Origin of the sequence: Streptomyces sp. NPDC088706 (assembly GCF_044752765.1) — a bacterium.
Taxonomy (GTDB): domain Bacteria; phylum Actinomycetota; class Actinomycetes; order Streptomycetales; family Streptomycetaceae; genus Streptomyces.
The window spans coordinates 203,329-218,973 of record NZ_JBIVLW010000003.1 but is presented as its reverse complement, the minus strand read 5'-3'; the positions used below and the strand labels follow the sequence as shown (position 1 = coordinate 218,973).

The 15,645-nt window shown below is 73.3% G+C and carries 11 protein-coding genes; 7 read left to right on the top strand and 4 right to left on the bottom strand.

What is annotated here, in order from left to right; genetic code table 11:
* Window positions 1-6: 6 nt before the first annotated feature.
* On the bottom strand, window positions 7-2,703 hold the full coding sequence (locus ACIQAK_RS10480; protein WP_366388803.1) for an AAA family ATPase: 2,697 nt from the start codon (window positions 2,701-2,703) through the stop codon (window positions 7-9).
* 179 nt (window positions 2,704-2,882) lie between these two features.
* Here ACIQAK_RS10480 and ACIQAK_RS10475 point away from each other — a divergent pair, with 179 nt between their 5' ends.
* Together ACIQAK_RS10475 and ACIQAK_RS10470 are read left to right on the top strand one after the other, a co-directional pair.
* Complete coding sequence (locus tag ACIQAK_RS10475; protein ID WP_366388804.1) at window positions 2,883-3,956, top strand: alkene reductase; 1,074 nt, start codon at window positions 2,883-2,885, stop codon at window positions 3,954-3,956.
* An 83-nt stretch (window positions 3,957-4,039) separates the two neighbouring features.
* Window positions 4,040-5,263 (top strand): MFS transporter, encoded by a 1,224-nt coding sequence (locus ACIQAK_RS10470; RefSeq protein WP_366388805.1) that lies wholly within the window; start codon window positions 4,040-4,042, stop codon window positions 5,261-5,263.
* A 67-nt stretch (window positions 5,264-5,330) separates the two neighbouring features.
* On the opposite strand, the gene ACIQAK_RS10465 is transcribed toward ACIQAK_RS10470, so the two are convergent.
* The 3 genes from ACIQAK_RS10465 to ACIQAK_RS10455 all read right to left on the bottom strand — a co-directional run bounded on the left by ACIQAK_RS10465 (window position 5,331) and on the right by ACIQAK_RS10455 (window position 9,870).
* Window positions 5,331-6,209 carry an arylamine N-acetyltransferase gene (locus ACIQAK_RS10465; RefSeq protein ID WP_366388806.1) on the bottom strand — a complete coding sequence of 293 codons (879 nt, stop codon included), beginning with the start codon at window positions 6,207-6,209 and terminating at the stop codon, window positions 5,331-5,333.
* Window positions 6,210-6,262: 53 nt separating this feature from the next.
* On the bottom strand, window positions 6,263-8,119 hold the full coding sequence (gene asnB, locus ACIQAK_RS10460) for an asparagine synthase (glutamine-hydrolyzing) (protein WP_366388807.1): 1,857 nt from the start codon (window positions 8,117-8,119) through the stop codon (window positions 6,263-6,265).
* A 68-nt stretch (window positions 8,120-8,187) separates the two neighbouring features.
* The gene (locus tag ACIQAK_RS10455) at window positions 8,188-9,870 is read right to left on the bottom strand and encodes a carboxylesterase family protein (protein ID WP_366388808.1); all 1,683 of its coding nucleotides are present in this window, start codon (window positions 9,868-9,870) and stop codon (window positions 8,188-8,190) included.
* Window positions 9,871-10,274: 404 nt separating this feature from the next.
* Here ACIQAK_RS10455 and ACIQAK_RS10450 point away from each other — a divergent pair, with 404 nt between their 5' ends.
* The 5 genes from ACIQAK_RS10450 (at window position 10,275) to ACIQAK_RS10430 (ending at window position 15,605) form a co-directional block, all read left to right on the top strand.
* Window positions 10,275-11,453, top strand: a complete 1,179-nt coding sequence (locus tag ACIQAK_RS10450) for a 3-deoxy-7-phosphoheptulonate synthase (RefSeq protein WP_366388809.1) — start codon at window positions 10,275-10,277, stop codon at window positions 11,451-11,453.
* A gap of 68 nt (window positions 11,454-11,521) precedes the next feature.
* The gene (locus tag ACIQAK_RS10445) at window positions 11,522-12,292 is read left to right on the top strand and encodes a 2,3-dihydro-2,3-dihydroxybenzoate dehydrogenase (RefSeq protein WP_366388810.1); all 771 of its coding nucleotides are present in this window, start codon (window positions 11,522-11,524) and stop codon (window positions 12,290-12,292) included.
* 81 nt (window positions 12,293-12,373) lie between these two features.
* Entirely contained in the window at window positions 12,374-12,997 is a 624-nt protein-coding gene (locus tag ACIQAK_RS10440; protein ID WP_366388811.1) for an isochorismatase family protein, read from the top strand.
* The gene (locus tag ACIQAK_RS10435; RefSeq protein ID WP_366388812.1) at window positions 12,997-14,880 is read left to right on the top strand and encodes an anthranilate synthase family protein; all 1,884 of its coding nucleotides are present in this window, start codon (window positions 12,997-12,999) and stop codon (window positions 14,878-14,880) included. Before ACIQAK_RS10440 ends, ACIQAK_RS10435 begins: the two co-directional genes overlap by 1 nt.
* Window positions 14,877-15,605, top strand: a complete 729-nt coding sequence (locus tag ACIQAK_RS10430; protein WP_366388813.1) for a DsbA family protein — start codon at window positions 14,877-14,879, stop codon at window positions 15,603-15,605. Before ACIQAK_RS10435 ends, ACIQAK_RS10430 begins: the two co-directional genes overlap by 4 nt.
* The last annotated feature ends 40 nt before the right edge of the window (window positions 15,606-15,645 follow it).

The window sequence follows — 15,645 nt, the reverse complement described above, 5'->3', positions numbered from 1 at the left end:
ACCGGATCAGGTCAGGTCGAGCAGGACCAGCTCCTGACGTGAGCCCACGCCGAGCTTCGGATACGCCTTGTAGAGGTGGTGCTCGACCGTGCGCGGGCTGAGGAAGAGCTGGGCGGCGATCTCCCGGCTGCTGCTGCCGTCCTTCGCCAGCCGCACCACCTGGAGCTCCTGCGGTGTCAGGCGGTCGATCAGGTTGTCCGCCGGCATCCGCGCGGCCACCGTGTGCTCGCCGGCGGCCTGCAGTTCGGCACCGGCCCGCCGCATCCAGGGCTCCGCCCGCAAGCGCTCGAAGGTGGCCAGCGCGGAACGCAGCTGCCCGCGCGCCTCGTTGCGCCGCCGGGCCCGGCGCAGCCACTCCCCGTACAGCAGCTCGGTACGGGCCCGTTCGAAGGGCCGGCCGCCCTTCTCGTGCAGGTGCAGCGCCTGGGTGAACAGCTCCGGCCGGTCGGTGAGGAGCGCCCGGCACCGGAGCGCCACCGCCTGCGCCCAGGGCGCGGTGGTCGCGGCGGTCCGGGGCCGCGCCCCGGCCCGCGCCCAGTTCTCGAAGTGGCGCAGCGCCTCCTCGGCCCGCTCCGGCCGCCCGAGCCGCACCGCCGCCTCGACCTGGTCCGCCGCGGTGGACAGGGAGAGCCAGGTGTACCGGTCGGGGCCGGGCGGCGGCGGGTCCAGCCGGGTGAGGGCCGCGTCGAAGTCGCCCAGGCCCAGGTCGAGCAGGACGAGCGCGCAGTCCACCCCGGTGCGCAGCGCCCCGGGCGTGGCGTCGGCGAGTTCGCGCACGCGCCCCGCGTCCCCCTCGACGGCCGCGATCCGCGCGCGTACCGCCCCCAGCCGGGCCAGGCGCTGGCGCATCCCGGTGTCCCGGGCGATCTCCTCCGCCTCCGTCACCGCGGCCTCGGCGTCCCGGTGGCGTCCTGCCAGCACCTGAGCCTGAGCCAGGACGTCCAGGGCGTAGGGGAGTTCGCCGATCAGTGCCTGGGAGCGGCACCACCGCACCTCCGCCGCCGCCAGGTCGAGCGTCGCCTCGTCGTCGCCGAGGATCGTCCCGCAGGTGAGCGCGAGCATCCGGACGGCCTGCTCGTCGACGGCACGGGTGTCGGGTGCGTCGAGCCGCCCCTCCAGGAACCGCGCGAGCAGCGGCAGCCCGTGCTCGGCGTCGTCCTCGCAGAGCCGCTCCAACCCCTCGACCAGCCCGTCGGCGCACGAGCCCGCCGCGAGCCGTCCGGCGGCGGCGCGCACCGCGTCCCCGTCACCGGCCAGCCAGCCGTAGGCGGCGGCGGTGCGCAGCAGGCCGGCCGTCCCAGGGGCGGCGGCCTCCCCGACCCGTGCCAGCAGGCCGCGGGCCGCCTCGCTCCGGTCGCCCGCCTCGAAGACGACCGCCGCGCGCACCGAGGCGATCCGGGCCCCGAGAGCCGGGTCCTGCGTGGTGGCGTCGGCCTCCTCGGCGAGTCGGTCCGCCTGCGCGCCGTGGCCCGCCGCGAGCGCCAGCTCGGCCGCGTCGGCCAGCCAGGAGCAGCGCTGTCCGTGGTCGGTGGTGATCCGGGCCGCATGCCGGAAGAGACCGGAGGCCGCGGCGTACGCGGTACGGACCCGGGCACGCCCGGCCGCCGCGGCCAGCTCCAGGGCCGCCTCCTGGTCGGGCTCGGTGGCCACCGCCAGCAGATGCCGGGCGCGGCAGTCGGGGTCGGCCGCGGCCTCGGCCAGCGCCCGGTGCACGGCGATCCGGCGGGCCAGCACCGACCCCTGGTACGTCGCCGAGGCGATCAGCGGATGCCGGAAGGTGACGGTGCCGTCCATGACGTACATCAGGCCGGTCCGCTCGGCCTCCTCCAGATCGCCGAGGTCCACACCCAGCAGCTCCGACGCCCGCAGCAGCAGGGGCAGATCACCGCGCCCCTCGGCCGCCGCGATGAGCATCATCAGCCGGGTGCGCTCCGGCAGCCTGCCGATCTGCGACCGAAAGGCCGAGAACACGCGGTCCGCGACCGGCAGGGGGGTGTGCTGGTGCGGCTGGTCGCGCCGTGCGGCGTCGAACTCGATGAGCGCGAGCGGGTTCCCCGCGGACTCGGTGATGATCTGGGAGTGCAGCGCGGGGGCTCTGCCCCGGTCCGCGAGCAGCCTGGAGGAGTCCTCGAAGTCCAGTCGGGAAAGCCGCAGTTCGGGGATGCCCGGGGCGGTGAAACCGTCGTCCCGGCCGGCCAGCACCATCGCCACGCCCTCGGCGGCCAGCCGGCGGGCGGCGAACAGCAGGGCCTCGGCCGTCGCCTGGTCCAGCCACTGGGCGTCGTCGACCAGGCAGAGCAGGGGGCCGTCCTCGGCGAGATCCGCCAGGACGGTGAGGACCGCGAGTCCGGTGAGGAAGCGGTCCGGTCCGCGCTGCTCCCGCCCGGTGCCGAGGACCGCCCGCAGCGCGGCGGCCTGCGGCTCGGGCAGGGCGTCCAGCCGGGCCTGCACCGGCCAGAGCAGCTGGACGAGGCCGCCGAAGGCCAGATCCGCCTCCGGTTCGACACCGGTGACCCGTAAGACGCGCAGCTCGCGGCCGTCGTCCCCGTCGGGCTGTGCGGCCGTCCCGGCGAGCCAGTCGAGCAGGGCCGTCTTGCCGATCCCCGCCTCACCGCGTACCAGCAGGGCGCCGCTGCGGCCGGCCCGCGCGTCCGCCACCAGCTGCTTCAGCCGCTCCTGTTCGGTGGTTCGCCCGTACAGCACCGACGTCCCCCTCCACCCGCTCCACGACCCCGCCCGCATACCACCGGTATACGGTCCCATGTTACGTACCCGTGAATACGTACCCGGAGCAGTAGAGACTACGGATTCCCGGCGTGAGCGCCGCTCCTACCGTTGTGATCAGGACATCGACCGATGATCACGCACCGATGGAGGAGACCATGGACGAGCTGTTCGCGCCGCTGCGAGTCGGCAAGATGACCCTGCCGAACCGTCTGGTGATGGCGCCCATGACCCGCAGCCGCTCCGCCGACCGCTCCGTGAACGCGCTCACCGCCGAGTACTACGCCCAGCGGGCCGGGGCCGGGCTGATCATCACCGAGGGCACCCAGCCGAGCGTGATCGGCCAGGGCTACATCGACACCCCCGGTCTGCACTCGGCGGAGCAGGCCGAGGCCTGGCGCGGCGTGACCGACGCGGTGCACGCCGCCGGCGGCCGGATCTTCGTCCAGCTCATGCACTCCGGCCGGGTCGGCCACCCCAGCCTCTACCCGGACGGGGCGCTCCCGGTGGCGCCCTCGGCCATCGCCACCGGCGGGCAGATGTACACCCCCGACGGCATGGTCGACCACCCCGTCCCGCGCGAGATGACCCTGGAGGACATCGCGCGGACGGTGGAGGACTTCGTCTCCGCCGCCCAGCACGCGGTGGACGCCGGATTCGACGGGGTGGAGCTGCACGGGGCCAACGGCTACCTGATCCAGCAGTTCCTCGCCGACGGCTCCAACCACCGCACCGACGTCTACGGCGGCTCGGTGGAGAACCGGGTGCGGTTCGCCGACGAGGTCGCGCGGGCCGTCAGCGACGCCATCGGCCCCGAGCGCGTGGGCATCCGCATCTCCCCCGGATCCACCAGCGAGGGCGTCAGCGAGAGCGACCCGGCCGAGCTGTACCGCACGCTGATCCGCACCCTGGCCCCGTACAACCTCGCCTATGTGCACATCATGGAGTTCGGCCACCGCGAGGTCACCGAGCTGATCCGGGCCGAGTGGCCGGGCACGCTGATCCTCAACCCGCACAAGACCGGTACGGAGGCCTCGGTGACCCCCGAGGCCGCGTTGGAGGTCCTGCAGGACGACCTCGCCGACGCGGTCAGCCTCGCCTCGCTCTGGCTCGCCAACCCGGACCTGGACCGGCGCATCCGGGTCGGCGGCCCGTTCAACCCGCCGGAGCCGAGCACCTTCTACGGCGGCGACCACCGCGGCTACACCGACTACCCCACGCTGTCCGCCTGACCCCGCGCGGGCCCGGCACCGGGCCGCCCGGTGCCGGGCCCGCGCGGAGACCGCCCGACCTATCCCTCACCCCTGGAGGACCGATGAGTGAATCCCTCGCGGGTCCGGGCACCGCGCGCCCCGCGGACGCGGACACCCCGCCCCCCGACAGCCCCCGCATCCCCACCTACTGGCTGGGGCTGATGGCCGGACCGCTCTCGTTCGGCATCGCCGGACCCGCGCTGGTCCTGGACGACATCGCCCGTGACCTGTCCACCACCACCGGAACCGTCACCTGGGGCGTGACCGCCTTCGGCTGGGGCATCGCGGTGGGCACGCCCCTGATGACCGGCCTGCTGCGGCACCGCGGAGCACGGGCCGCGCTCGCCGCCTGCGGAGCGCTCGTCCTGCTCGGCGCGCTCCTGGTGCTCACCGTGCCGCTGCTGCCGGCCGTCATCATCGGCTGCGCGCTCCAGGCGCTCGGCACCGCCGGTCTGACCTCCATCGCGATGAGCCTGACGAACTCCGCCCGCTCGATGGGCTTCGTCACCGCCTCGCTCGCGGTGGTCGGCTCCACCGCGCCGCTGGTCGGCTCGCTGGCCAACGACGTGCTGAACTGGCAGGCCACCCTCGCCCTGCCCGCGATCAGCCTGATCGGTCTGCTCGTCGTCATCGGGCGGGCCTCCACCAGGCCGACCTCGACCGCCCCCTTCGACGGGCTCGGCGCGGTGCTGCTCACCGCGGTGGTCACGGCCCTGGTCTTCGTCCCACACCATCCGGCGGTCGCCGGGGTCCTGTCGGTGGTGACGATCGCCGCGCTCGTGTGGCACCTGCGGCGCAAGCCGCAGGGGTTCGTCCCGGCCGTGGTGGTACGCAGCCCCGTCTTCCTGATCTCCTCGGTGCTGGCCTTCCTGCTCGCGGCGGTCAACTTCGGGCTGATGTTCGCGGTGCCGGACGCCCTCTCGGAGCACACCTCGTGGTCGAGCGGCACGATCGGCGTGGCCATGGTGTGGCCGCTGCTGCTGGGCGGTGCGCTGTCGTGGCTGGTGGTCGCCCTCTCGGCGAAGGTGGGCCGGCAGCCGGTCATCATCACCCTGGTCGCCCTGAGCGTCGCGGGGGTGGTGCTGGCCTCGGTGAGCGCCGTCGCGGTCCTGCTCCTGCTGGCGCAGGCCCTCGCCTCGATCGCGGCCGCCTCCGGGCAGGGCGTCTTCGCGGTGCACTCCACCAAGGCCGTGCCCGACGAGGAACGGCCCGCGGCGATCGGGCTGTTCAACCTCTGCTACCTGCTCGGCGCGGCCTTCGGGCCGGCGATCGTCTCGCTGCTGTAGGACTCGGCGCGCGACGGCGAGGGCCCCGGCACCAGGTGCCGGGGCCCTCGCCGGGTGCGGGGGGCGTTCAGAGGTCGCTCTCCCCCCGGTGCAGGAAGGCCAGGAGCAGCGAGACGTCCTCGTCGGTCAGGGTGAGGCCGAACTTCTCCCGCAGGGCGGCCACCACCTGCTCGGGGCTCAGCACCGCCCGTTCGGTGCGCCCGTCCGGGTGGTCGGTGACCAGGACGTCGTTGCGCAGCCGGTGACGTACGGTCTCCGAGCCCCGCTGCGCCACGAGCCGGTTGACGAACGGGGAGCCGGGCCGGGTGGAGCTGACGTAGTGGGCCGCCCGGTAGTCGACCTCGTACTGGCGCTCCGGCCGGAAGGCGTACAGATCGGTCCAGCCGCCGTCACGGCCCTGGGCCCGCAGTACCCAGTGGTCGTCGTCGACGCCCAGCTCCCAGCTCCAGCCCGCCACGGTGCTCCGCGCGCCCTCGCGCAGCGGGATCGGCTCGATGAGCCCCGCGTAGCCGTAGCCGGGGTCGGCCAGCCACACCGTGTCCGGCTCGTCCGCCGCCCTGACCAGCAGGGAGGTGTGCGAGCGGAAGCGGCGCCGGGTGTCGCCCTCCCGGATGCGCGAGAGCACCCGCACGACGGGAAAGCCGAGGCGGTCCAGGACGGCGGCGAACAGCAGGTTGTTCTCGTAGCAGTAGCCGCCGCGTCCGGAGCGGACCAGTTTCCGCTCCAGGTCCGCCATGTCGAGCGACACCGGGCGGCCCACCGCGATGTCGACGTTCTCGAAACAGATGGTGCTCATGTGCGCCCGGTGCAACTGCTGAAGGGTCTTCAGCGAGTCGTCCCGCGCGCCCTCGTAGCCGACCCGCGACAGGTAGGCGTCGAGATCGAGCCTGTCCGCACCCCACTCGGGCGAGTGGTCGACGTCGACAGGCAGCCCGGTGGCGTACATCCGGTCATCACTCCTTCAGGGGGTCGACAGCGGTCGGGGCGTGCCGGGGCGCGTCACGCCTCGACCCGGACCCCGTACACGGTGACCCAGGTGTTGAACTCGACCAGCCGCTCCATCACCGCGCGCGTCCCCCACAGCCCGCCGAGCCCGGCGTACGACTCCAGCGGCTTGTCCAGCAGCCGCTGGATGGACTCGGCCGGCACCAGGGCCAGCACCGGCGAACCCTCGTCCAGCAGGGCGGCCACCTTCTCCCGCAGCGCCCGGACGTACTCCAGGTCCTGGGTGGAGGGGTAGGGGCTCTTCTTGCGGGTCAGCACCGACTCCGGGAGCACGTCCGCGACCGCCGCGCGCAGCAGGCTCTTCTCGCGTCCGTCGAAGTTCTTCATCTCCCACGGCACGTTGAAGACGTACTCCACGAGCCGGTGGTCGGTGAAGGGGACGCGGACCTCCAGGCTGGCGGCCATGCTGATCCGGTCCTTGCGGTCGAGCAGGAAGTTCTCCCAGCGGGAGATGTTGAGGTAGGTGAGCTCCCGCATCCGCTCCTCACGGGCGGACTCGCCCGGCAGCCGGGGGACCTCCGCCAGCGCCTCGGCGTAGCGCGTCTTGACGTACTCCTCCAGCCCCAGCCGGTCCCACAGCCCGATCTCCTTCATGGTGTCCAGGCCGCCGAGCCGACGCCAGGCGTCGTACCAGGGGAAGGTGTCGCCCTCGACGGCCTCCCGGTCGAAGAACCAGTTGTACCCGCCGAACAGTTCGTCGGCGGTCTCCCCGGACAGGGCGACGGTCACCTGGCGCTTCAGCGCGGTGCACAGGTGCAGCAGCGAGTGCTCCATGTCACCGGTGGAGACGGGGAGGTCCTGGCAGCGCAGCACCCGGGCCCGGATGGACTCGTCCAGGACGTCGGCGTTCTCCAGCTCCACGACGATGTGCTCGGCGCCGCAGTGCTCGGCGACCTCGACGGCGTACGGGGTGTCGGGGTCCTGCCAGATCCCGTTGCCGGCGAAGGCCTCGTCGTTGCCCTTGAAGTCGATCGAGAACGCCTTGACCCGCTCGGAGCGCCCCTGGTCCCGGAAGGCCTTGGCCGCGAGGGCGGTGAGGGCGCTGGAGTCCAGTCCGCCGGAGAGCAGGGTGCCCACCGGCACATCGGCGATGAGCTGGCGCCGGACGATGTCGTCCAGCAGCTCGCGGACCTGGGCGATGGTGGTGTCGAGGTCGTCGGCGTGCGGCTGCGCCCGCAGCTCCCAGTAGGCGCGGGCCGTGTGGCCGCCCTTGCCGAAGCGGACGACCGTGCCGGGGACCACCTCGTGCATGCCCTGGAACACGGCGTGCCCGGGGGTGTTGATGATGGCGAAGATCTCGGCCAGGCCCTCGCGGTCCACGACCGCCTCGGCCTCCGGGTGGGCCAGGATCGCCTTCGCCTCGGAGCCGAAGAGGACCCCGTCACGGGTCGGGTAGTAGAACAGCGGCTTGACGCCCATCCGGTCCCGGACCAGCAGCAGTTCCTCGGTGCGCGGGTCCCAGATCGCCAGCGCGTACATCCCGTTGAGCCGCTGCGCGAAGTCCTCACCCCACTGGAGGTAGGCGTGCAGCACGACCTCGGTGTCGCTGGAGGTGCGGAACTGGTGGCCGAGGCCGCTCAACTCCTCCTTCAGCTCCAGGAAGTTGTAGACCTCACCGGTGTAGACGACGACCGGCAGGCCGTCGTCGGGGCCGGTGACGTGCATCGGCTGCCGGCCGCCCGCCAGGTCGATGACCGAGAGCCGGCAGTGGCCGAGCGCCACATGGGGTGCCGTCCACACTCCCGCGTCGTCCGGCCCCCGGCACGCCATCGTCGCGGTCATGGCCGCCGCGGTGTCGCCCAAGGGGGACAGATCGCGGTCGTAGCCGACCCAGCCTGCGAGTCCACACATAGTGTCTCGGTTCCTTTCCTCGTGGTGAGCCGTGTCAACAGCGCTGTGCGGGAGTGGGGCGACGGACCTCAGGTGCGGGGCACCCAGCCGGCCCGGTCCCAGTAGCGGAGCTGGTCCGCCTTGAAGGTCGTGGAGACGCGGGCGACGTCGGGGCCGCCGACCACCATCGTGCTGGGGGTGCGGGGGGAGAACTCCGGCCACGCGGGGGCGTGCGGGCTCACCGGCCTGCCGTCGCGGGCGAAGGAGGCGATCAGGTCGATCAGGGTGTCGGAGACCTGGCGCTCCAGCGGGCCGTCACCGTAGGCGGGCTCGTTGGCGGGCAGGGCGTGCGAACCGAACAGGAACTTGGAGGTGGCCTCGTGCGGCGTGCCGGAGTAGGGCGCGCGCACCGGGTGCGCGAACTCCATGAGGTACTGCGGCGACCGTCCCTCGCGGGCGTGCCGCTCGGCGAGCCGGATGATCTGGTAGCGGAACAGGCCGTCGCCCCAGATCTCCGACCAGAGCGACATCGGGTCCTGCGGCAGCCCGTCCCGCACGGCCGCCTCGCGGTAGAAGGCGATGGCCCGGTCCGCATCGCGGTAGCCGGCCCGGGCACTGCCCTTGCGCAGCACCATGAACACCGCCTCGCGCAGCTCGGCGTCGTCGCCAGGGTGGGGGCCGGGGTAGGGGTAGCCGGGTCCGCCGGTGAAGAACGAGCCCTCGGTACGGGCGTACACCGGCATGATCGGTATCCGGGGGGTGGGCAGCTCGTGGTCGTAGCCGCGCATCCACCGCCCGTCGGGCACCGGCCCCCGGTACTCCCGCCAGCCGGTCACCGGCCGCTCGGAGGGGTCGCCGGAGTACAGCGCCTCCCAGGCGGCCTTCAGCTCATGGCCCGATACCTCACGCAGTCCGGCGACCGTCGTGCCGAGCCGTGACGCGAGCAGCGCGTAGACCTCGCGCGACTCCTGCGGGCTGGTCGAACTCGCCGGGTTCCAGACGTGCTTGGCGCTGATCGGGACCGCCCGCCTGATCACGCCGCGCAGCTGCGGCAGCAGGCTGAGCTGCCAGGTGCTCGATCCGCCGGCCGAGGTGCCGGCCAGCGTGATGTTGCCCGGGTCCCCTCCGAAGGCGGCGGCGTTGGCCTGGACCCAGTGCAGCAGCGCCGCCTGGTCCTGGAGGCCCCAGTTGGCGAAGGACTGCGTCCGGGAGTCGGTGAACTCCTCGTTCAGGCCCCAGCCGAGCAGCCCCAGGCGGTAGTTGAAGTTGATGACGACCAGATCGCCGCGTACGGCCGGCCGGGCGCCGTCGTAGTCGGGCTCGCTGCCCGCCCCGAGGAACCAGCCGCCGCCGTGGATGTAGACCACCACCGGGCGCCGGCCGGTGGTGCCCGGCGTCCAGATGTTGGCGTACAGGCAGTCCTCGCTGCTGTCCGGCAGGTAGTCGGTCTGCAGCGCCGGGGCGCCGAAGGCCGTGGCGTCCCGTACACCGGTCCACGGTTCGGGCGGCCGGGGTGAGGCGAAGCGCAGCGGTCCCACGGGCGGGGCCGCGTAGGGGACACCGCGGAAGACGGTGACGTCGTCGAGCCGCTCCCCCGCTATGCGGCCGGCGGTCGTGCGGACGACCACCGATCCGCCACGGGACCGGGAGGGCCGGGGAGAGGTGGCCGCCGCCGGCCGGACCGAACCGGCGGTCGCGGCCGCCGCGGCGGCCGCCGCGGCGGTGGCGACGAACGCGCGCCGGGGAAGGCCGAGGTTGTTGCCTGATGTCATCGAAAGGTCTCCAGGGGCCTGGCGCAGCGCAGCGCGGAGCAGGGGTCGGGAGCGGCCTCATGGTGCAACGCCCCCGGTACGCCGGCCCAGGGCCGCCCGGCTAGTCCGTCAGGTCGGTACCGCTGGACGCGGGTAGACCTGATGGAATCCGCGTCACCTGACGAACTGCTCCGCCGTTGGTTGGCAGCCGCCCCGATCCCGCCCAGGATCGGCAGCCGGACCAGGGCGGGACGGCCGCCCCCCCTCCTGACCCGCGGGCTCGGGTCGTCCGGGTACCGGGCGGCGCGGCGCACCCCGCCCGCCGCCTCGTCACCGACGGCGCCCGCGACGGGCATGCCGACGCCGCACCGACTCACCCCCGACAGCGAGCGGCCCCGCTCGCCCATGCGACCGTGGAGGCACCAGTGGACAACGTCGTGTCCGAGATCCGGCTCAGGCCCGCACTCCAGCAGCCGGACTGGCCCGATGCCGACCGGCTGGAGGACGTGCGCAGAACGCTGTCCGGGCGCCGCGCACTCGTCCGTTACGAGGACGTCCAGGACCTCCGGCAGATCCTCGCGCGGGTCGCCCGCGGCGAGGCGCAGGTGGTCCAGGCGGGAGACTGCGCCGAGGACCCCATGGAGTCCAGCGCGGGGTACGTCGCCCGGAAGGCCGCGGTGCTCGACCTGCTGGCCGGGGCCATGAAGATGGCCTCGCACAAGCCCATCGTCCGGATCGGCCGGATCGCCGGCCAGTTCGCCAAGCCCCGCTCGCAGCCGGTGGAACGGATCGGCGGGGTCGAGTTACCGGTCTACCGGGGGCACATGGTCAACAGCCCCGAACCCGCCCCCAAGGGCCGCGTCCCCGACCCGTCCCGGCTGCTGACCGGCTACGACGCGGCGGGCGAGATGATGGGCCACCTCGGCTGGCACCCCGGCCCCCGCGAGGAGACCCGGGCCATCGACCCGCCGGTGTGGACGAGCCACGAGGCGCTGCTGCTCGACTACGAGCTGCCGATGCTCCGCCGGGACGGGTCGGGGGCCCTGTGGCTGGCCTCCACCCATCTGCCGTGGATCGGTGAGCGCACCCGCGCGCTCGACGGGGCCCATGTGGAGCTGTTCGCCGCCATCGCCAACCCGGTGGCCTGCAAGGTCGGCCCGTCGATGGCGGTCGCGGACCTGCTGACCCTGTGCGAGCGGCTGGACCCCTTGCGCGAGCCCGGACGGCTCACCCTCATCTCCCGGATGGGCGCGTACGTCGTCGGCGAGCGGCTGCCCGCCCTGGTCGCGGCCGTCCGCGCGGCCGGGCACCCGGTGAGCTGGCTCTGCGACCCGATGCACGGCAACACCGTCACCACCGGCGAGGGGCTCAAGACCCGCTACCTGGAACACGTCGAGCGTGAGGTGCGGGGCTTCCTCGCCGCGGTCCGCTCGGCCGACGGCACGCCCGGCGGCATCCATCTGGAGACCACCCCCGACGACGTGACCGAGTGCGTGCGCAACGAGACCCGGGCCCACCAGGTCGGGGAGAAGTACACCAGCTTCTGCGACCCCCGGCTCACCGCCTCCCAGGCGGTCTCCGTCATCGCCGCCTGGCGCGACTGAGCCGCGGACGCGTCCGCAGGCATCCGTACGTACACACCCGTACACCCCTCGTACGAAGGAGAGTTCAGGTGGAAGAGCAGACAGCACTGGTCACCGGGGCGGCCGGCGGTATCGGCGCGGCCGTGGTCCGGCTGCTCGCCGAACAGGGCACGACGGTGGCCGCCGTCGACCGTGACGCCGGCCGGCTGGCCGAGGAGGTCGGCAAACTCCGCGCGGAGTCCCTGCCGGTGACGGCCTTCCCGGTCGACGTGTCCGACAGCGCGGCGGTGAACGCCGTGGTGGCGGCCGTCGAGGAGCGGGTGGGACCGGTGGACCAGCTGGTCAACGCCGCCGGGGTGCTGCGCCTCGGGCCGGTCAGCGACCTCACCGACCAGGACTGGCGGAGCATGCTCGACGTCAACGTCACCGGCGTCCTGAACGTGTCCCGCGCGGTCGTGAACCGGATGATCCCGCGCAACCGGGGCGCGATCGTCACCGTCACCTCCAACGCGGCCGTCACCCCCCGGGCGGGGATGGCCGCCTACGCCGCCTCCAAGGCCGCCGCGACCCTGCTCATCAAGTCACTCGGGCTGGAGGTCGCCGGGTACGGCATCCGGTGCAACACCGTGGCCCCCGGCTCCACCGACACCCCGATGCTCCGCTCGATGTGGCACGACCGGGAGGCCGAACAGCACACCCTCGACGGCTCGCCCTCCGCGTACCGCGTCGGCATCCCGCTGCGCCGGATCGGCCGCCCCGCGGATGTCGCGGAGGCGGTGGCGTTCCTGCTCTCCGACCGGGCCGCCCAGATCACCCTGCACGACCTGACCGTGGACGGCGGCGCCTCGCTGGGGGCCTGACCCGTACGGCCCGCCCGCGAAGCCCCCGGGACCGGCCGAGACCCCGACAGCACCTACTCCCGAAAGGACCAAGGACCACCCATGGCCGGCATCGCCCCCATCCCGCCGTACCCGATCCCGGAACGCGGCGACCTGCCCGACAACACCGCCCCCTGGAGCATCGACCCCGACCGGGCCGTCCTGCTCCTCCACGACATGCAGCGGTACTTCCTCCAGCCGTTGGCCCCGGAGCTGCGCGAACCGCTGCTGGCCAACGCGTCCCGGCTGCGGGCCTTCGCCGTCGCGGCCGGGATGCCGGTGGCGTACACCGCCCAGCCCGGCAGCATGACAGCCCAACAGCGCGGTCTGCTCCGGGACTTCTGGGGCCCGGGCATGCGCAGCGAGCCCGCCGACCGGGAGGTCGTCGACGAGCTCGCGCCCGCCCCCGGTGACTGGATGCTCACCAAATGGCGCTACAGCGCGTTCTTCCGCACCGACCTTCTGGAGCGGATGCGGGAGGCGGGCCGGGACCAGCTCGTCGTCTGCGGTGTCTACGGGCACGTCGGCGTGCTGATGACCGCCGTCGAGTCCTTCACCCACGACATCGAGACCTTCCTGATCGCGGACGCCGTCGCCGACTTCTCCCGGGAGCGGCACCTGATGACCGTGGAGTACGCCGCGCACCGCTGCGCCGTGGTGCTGACGACCAAGGAGGCGGTGGGCTGATGACCGATCTGCTCGGGCAGGTGCTCGCTCCCCACCCGCCGCCCTTCGCCCTGCTGTACCGCCCGGAGTCCACCGGCGAGGGCACCCTCGACGTACTGGTCGGGGACGTCCGCGCCTACGCCACCCTGGCCGACATCCCGCTCCCCTCGGGCTCCGGGGGCGAGCCCCGGCACGACGCGCTGGTCCTCGTCCCGTACCGGCAGATCGCCGAGCGCGGCTTCGTCGGCGCCGAGGACGGCTCGCCGCTCCTGGCGATGACCGTCACCGGCCAGGAGGTCCGGACGGTCGCCGAGGCGCTGCGCCGCATCCCGGACGTGCCGATCGCCCTCACCGGCGGCGGCTTCGACACCGACGACGAGACGTACGCGGAGACCGTGCGCACCGTCGTCACCGAGGAGATCGGCACCGGCAAGGGCGCCAACTTCGTCATCAAGCGCACCTACTCGGCGGACATCACCGACTACGGCCCCGGGGCCGCGCTCACCTTCTTCCGGCGGCTGCTGGAGCGGGAGTCCGGCGCGTACTGGACGTTCGTCGTGCACACCGGCGAGCGCACCTTCGTCGGCGCCACCCCCGAGCGCCACGTCAGCCTCGCCGGCGGGCTCGCCGTGATGAACCCCATCAGCGGCACCTACCGGTACGCGGCCACCGGCCCGAGCCTGCCCGCCATGATGGAGTTCCTCGCGGACCGCAAGGAGATCGACGAGCTGTACATGGTCGTCGACGAGGAGCTGAAGATGATGTCCCGGATCTGCTCGGAGGGCGGGCGGGTCATCGGACCGTTCCTCAAGGAGATGGCCCGGCTCGCCCACACCGAGTACTTCATCGAGGGGCACAGCGACCGCGACCCGCGCGACATCCTGCGCGAGACGATGTTCGCCCCCACCGTCACCGGCAGTCCGCTGGAGAGCGCCTGCCGCGTCATCCACCAGTACGAGCCCGAGGGCCGCGGCTACTACAGCGGGGTGGTGGCGCTGCTGGGCCGCGACCGGGACGGCGGCCACGCCTTGGACTCCTCGATCCTGATCCGCACCGCCGACATCGACGGAGGCGGACGCCTGCGGATCGGCGTCGGTGCCACCCTCGTACGCCACTCCGATCCGATGTCCGAGGCGGCCGAGACCCGCGCCAAGGCCGCCGGGCTGCTCGCGGCGCTGGAGACCGGCGGAGAGGTCCGGCTCTCCGCCAACCCGGAGGTCAGGGCGGCCCTGGCCGAACGCAACTCCTCCCTGGCGGACTTCTGGCTCGCCCGCACCGGCGACCGGCACGCCCCGGACCCGTACCTGGCCGGGAGGCGGGTGCTGGTGGTGGACGCCGAGGACACCTTCACCTCGATGATCGCCCAGCAACTCACGTCGCTGGGCCTGACGGTGACGGTGCGCCGGTTCGACGAGCCCTACGACCCGGCCGACCACGACCTCACCGTCATGGGCCCGGGCCCCGGCGACCCACGGGGACTCACCGACCCGAAGGTGGCCCACCTCGACGCGGCCGTGGCCCGGCTCCTGGCCGACCGCACCCCGTTCCTCGCCGTCTGCCTCAGCCACCAGGTGCTGAGCAACCGCCTGGGGCTGCCGCTGACCCGCCGGGAGGTGCCCAACCAGGGCGTCCAGCGGGAGATCGACCTCTTCGGCCGCCGCGAACGGGTGGGCTTCTACAACACCTTCGCCGCGGTCTGTGACGAGGACAAGATCGACTGTCCGGGTATCGGCCCGGTCGAGGTGAGCCGGTCCGCCCGGACCGGTGAGGTGCACGGGCTGCGCGGCCCCTGGTTCGCCTCCGTCCAGTTCCACGCCGAATCGGTGCTCACCCGTGACGGGGTGCACATCTCCCGTAACCTGCTGACCGAACTGCTGCGGCGCACCGAGGGAGCGGCCCGATGACGAGCGACGACCCCGCACTGGTCGGCACCGGACCGGCGGACGGCGGCGGCCCGCCCGTCCTCACCGTCTGGTCGGACATCGGCTGCCCCTGGGCGGCGCTCGCCCTGCACACCCTGCGGGCCGCCTCCGCCCGGCTGGGCCTGCCGGTCCTGGTCGACCACCGGGCCTTCCCGCTGGAGCTCTTCAACCGCGAGCCCACCCCGAAGTTCATCGTGGACGTGGAGCTCGCCGCCATCGCCGCCCGCCGCCCCGAGGTCGGCTGGCGGCGGTGGTCGGCACCGGAGTGGACCTACCCCTCCAGCATGCTGCCCGCCCTGGAGGCCGTACAGGCCGCGAAGTCGCCGGCCGTCGGCGGACTGCGGGCCTCCGACGAGCTGGACACCGCACTGCGCCACGCCTTCTTCACCGACAGCCGGTCGGTCGGGGTGCACGCGGTGATCCTGGAGCTCGCCGAGAGCTGCGAACACGTGGACGCGAGCGCGCTGGCCAAGGCGCTGCGCGCGGGGGAGGGCCGGGCCGAGGTGTACGGCCAGTGGGACATCGCCCGGGGGCCCCAGGTGCAGGGCAGCCCGCACCTGTTCGCCCCGGGCGGGTACGCCGTGCACAACCCGGGGGTGCGGTGCCGCTGGACGGACGCGCCGGAGCGGGGCGGCTTCCCGCTCTTCGAGGCGTACGAGGACAGGTGGGCGGAGGCGCTGCTGCGGCGGCTGCACGACGCGGCCTGAACACGCGGGTGCGCGGTGGCGTCCCTCTCGGGGATGCCAC